The following is a 3,752-nucleotide window of genomic DNA, read 5'->3' on the forward strand; positions in this document are numbered from 1 at the left end:
TCCAGCTATAACCATCATCAATGAATATTGCCTGTCTTAACAACTCACCGTTTGTCGGGTCGAAGATGTCGAAGAATGGCATTAGTGTGGTCCCTCTTCTAACCCAGAGATTTCCGTTGGGACCAATATTGATGTTGACAACCATGTCCTTAAGGGGGTCAGGACGGAACTCATACTGGGGGCCCACATTTCCTCTACTTGCCACGTAGCTTGTAACATACGTGCTCTCGGCTTTCATTTCTTCCATAGTTTTCTCTACATGAGGCAGGTCGAGGGAGATGTCCAGCATTTCGGCACCTTCGATGTCCCATCCCGTGACCGAATACTCATCTCCATTCCTAAGGGAAAAATACACTATACCCAAACCGTCACTGCAGATCGCCACAGGTTTTTCGAGGTTGTTGTAGAGTAACGACCGGTCATTCCTGACATCTTCTCGTAGCAGACACAGGGAGTCTTGCCAAAGCAGCAGATCATAGTTCTCCTGAGCATATGTGTAGAGTGCCACCATTCGGTGTATTATTACCTCAGTTTCAGTGATATCGAGATTAGCTTTAAATGAGGCGAACTGGTTGTCTGAAACCGCGCAGCTTTGGAATGGAGGGTTCTGCTGCCAGAGTTGTAATTCTTCGATAAACCGAAGGGAATCATCGAAAACTATAAATCCCTGCTTGCCGGGATCTAAAACCATCAATCTACCGTCACCGAAAATAAACATGTCCCAGGGCAGAACCAGTTCTCCAGGTCCGTTGCCTCTCCTTGTCACATTTTTTACATACTCGCCCTGGTTGTCATACATCTTGATATCTGCAACCATCCGGTCGAGAACGAGGATGTTACCATTATTATCTATGGCAGCATCAGAAATCATACCGAAGGTATTTGTGGAATCACCGTAATCAGTTCCTATCTGCATTGCTATTACAAGCGTATCGACTGGAACAACTCGTTCATTGGTTTTAGTAACGCTGTTCTCTTCATCGCCGCAACTAAACAGTGCAAAGAAACAAACAGCAACTATTACAGTATATCTCATGCTCCCCCTTTGAATGTCCCGGATTTCCATATATACCATTTCAATGTAGAGTTGACCTGCGTCATTGATAACTGAGCATCTACTTGGACGCAAGTCTGAGTTGCATTCGATAAGGTCTGGGATATCAATGCATTGAAATGTCCTAAGTGCGGAGGGAAGATGAAGGCTGAAGAGTTAGATCAGAACTGAAGCACTATTCAGCTTCAACCAGAGTAAGCATATAAACCTTCTGAGAATACTCTTGTGATGTATTAATTGCGAGAAATCCGTGTTCATCACCAGTAATTTCCCAGCTGTTAAGGTCAGCCGGATTGCCTTCATACTCTACCATGGCATTGAAGAGGATCTCACCACTGAAGTCATATACGCGATAGACAATTCCAGAGTAGCACCCGAGCCTTACCCACAGCCTTTCGCCGCCATCTACGAACATATCATTGATAACTCTTCTATATGGATCAACTTTGAATGGTCTGGGTAGTGATGAATCTCCACGCATCATGCGGATTAAACTGATCCATGTATCCCTTTCAGCCTGAATATCTTCCTCACTTTTTCTTACTCTGTGAAAAGCCTCATCCTCTATATGGAGGAATGGTGTACCATCAGGTTCGCAGCCGTGAATCACGAACTCGTCGATTGATGACTGTGAATAGAAAATTCGCCCATCGCGAGTGGCACAGCAAATTATTTCAATCTCTCTATCATCTGAGAAATCGGATACATCTGACGGTACAAGTTCAAATTCAACGGTGAAATACTCCACGGCTGGTTCCTGATCATCATCCCACCGAGCGAGAGTAGTAAGCCATATAACCCTATCTTCTTCTGGTTTAAAAGTGATCTGTTTCCCTATAAACCCGCCACTGTCCAGAGCAGTAATTAGAGATGGAGCAATAAACGACCAGGTCATCTGGTTCACGAAACAGTAGTTGCTGTCAAATAAAGAGATTCCATCCCGATCATCGATCAGCATACTTCCATCAGAATAGAATTTCAGGACGCCCGGACCGTTGAATTCACCCGGCCCTTCACCTTCCCTGCCTATTGATTTGATGAATTCTCCCTCCGGTGTATACATGAATACCGCATGCTTCATTCTATCAGCAAATACAATATTACCATCGGGTGAATGTGTCGGGCTTACAGGCCATCCGAGAATGTATTCGTCGTCACCGATCTCGACTCCTATCGAATCGGTAATTACCAGTTTGTACTCTATTTTGGGGAGTTCCGGGGTTTTTTCATCAGCTCCGCATCCGGTCAACATAATTATCGTGGATATTGATATGAGTATTCCGGCTGATGTAATCGAGCGGTATCTCACTTATTCCTCCTTAAAGAACAAATAATCGAAGTAAGAGATGTGGGAACTTGTTCCGTCAGCCAGAAAGCAGATAATCTGCTTGAAGATCGAGTATATCTTCTGACCCTTCCTGTTCTTTTTGATTGAACAGAAGAGTTTTTCCAAGGAGGGGAAAATATCTATGCTACCCAGGTATCGTACCGATGGAGACAGGCCCGCCCTGCTTGTCAGTTTATCATCTGTAACTTCGATTCTGTTAATTTTGAGACTTGCAGAACGCTGAGTTTTTGCGATATTAGATATGAAGTACCTTTCACTTGCTGGGTAACAGTTGTTTTGTTACAAGATTTTTTACAAGTTGTAATATACTAATAACTTATGCTCTGTGTCAAGTGCGGGGTATTTCAATAAATCGCTCAGATTAGGCAACAAATAAAAGAGATAAGTGAGGCTTTCGATCAAAACGGTGAGTAAGCGGAAGTAAGAACAGCGATGGGTAAGTCGGAACAATTACTCTGTCCTTTGAAGCTGAGCTCGCTTGAGATTGACACCTCCATTACGGAGATGATCAGGGAAATTCTGCAGGGATGACCAGGTGTCATTGCAGTAACGGGTCAACCGGGTACAGGGAAGACAACTATGCTTTTTAGTATTGTCCGTGAAGCAGCTGACATGGGGCTTCCTATCTCTCTCGTCCTCCCGGAGGAGTATATGGAATTTATGGATTTACCTCAGGAGTGGACGATTCATATGGGAGGAAACACTACTGATTCGTGGATCGCTGCTTTTGATGCCGTTGATTATCGTAATTGTGTTGTATATAACCAGGTAAATTTGGTACGCCCCCCGGGAATTAAAGAATCTGCTTTTTCTTTAAATGACTCATAGATTAATTCAGCAAGATCACTAGAATTATTATCAAATTCATTTCCTTTTTTTATTTCTATTTCATTACTCATAGTTTTTTATTTAATTTTAGCATAACATCGCAACTACGCTGTTATTTTCCACCAATAACATTGTTTGGTTTCTCTATATTTTACCATCCCAACTTTTTCTAATACTCTGTAAGATGGAATGTTTGTCTTTTCTGTTTCAGCAATTACAGATGAAACCTGCGGTTGCTCGAAAGCCCATTTAATTATTTCTTTTAGAACTTCGGTTATATACCCTTTTCCTTGATATTCAGATTGTATCCCATAGCCAACCTCTACCTCACCATTTTCATTGGGACAACTTTTGAATCCGATACCACCTATACTACGGTTCTCTTCTTTTAAGACTATTTGCCAACTTGTATACCACAAATAATTTTCTTTATCCTCCATGGCATATTTAAACGAAGTTTCCATAGCCTTTTTTACGTGTTCATCAAGTATCTCACCGGTAATTTTTAATCCCAGATTTTTC

The 3,752-nt window shown here is 42.3% G+C and carries 4 protein-coding genes; 1 reads left to right on the forward strand and 3 read right to left on the reverse strand.

Features of this window, described 5'->3' with window-relative positions:
- Window positions 1–1,036 (reverse strand): 6-bladed beta-propeller (locus K8S15_01160; protein MCD4774642.1); only part of this gene is annotated, 1,036 nt, incomplete at its 3' end.
- A gap of 193 nt (window positions 1,037–1,229) precedes the next feature.
- A complete protein-coding gene (locus K8S15_01165; protein ID MCD4774643.1) occupies window positions 1,230–2,363 on the reverse strand; it encodes a 6-bladed beta-propeller in 1,134 nt (377 codons plus the stop codon).
- Window positions 2,364–2,981: 618 nt separating this feature from the next.
- Here K8S15_01165 and K8S15_01170 point away from each other — a divergent pair.
- Window positions 2,982–3,230, forward strand: a complete 249-nt coding sequence (locus tag K8S15_01170) for a hypothetical protein (GenBank protein MCD4774644.1) — start codon at window positions 2,982–2,984, stop codon at window positions 3,228–3,230.
- A gap of 104 nt (window positions 3,231–3,334) precedes the next feature.
- Here K8S15_01170 and K8S15_01175 read toward each other — a convergent pair.
- A partial coding sequence (locus tag K8S15_01175; protein ID MCD4774645.1) for a GNAT family N-acetyltransferase occupies window positions 3,335–3,752 on the reverse strand: 418 nt, incomplete at its 5' end.

Source organism: Candidatus Aegiribacteria sp. (genome assembly GCA_021108005.1).
In the GTDB taxonomy this organism is placed as follows: domain Bacteria; phylum Fermentibacterota; class Fermentibacteria; order Fermentibacterales; family JCC-6; genus Aegiribacteria.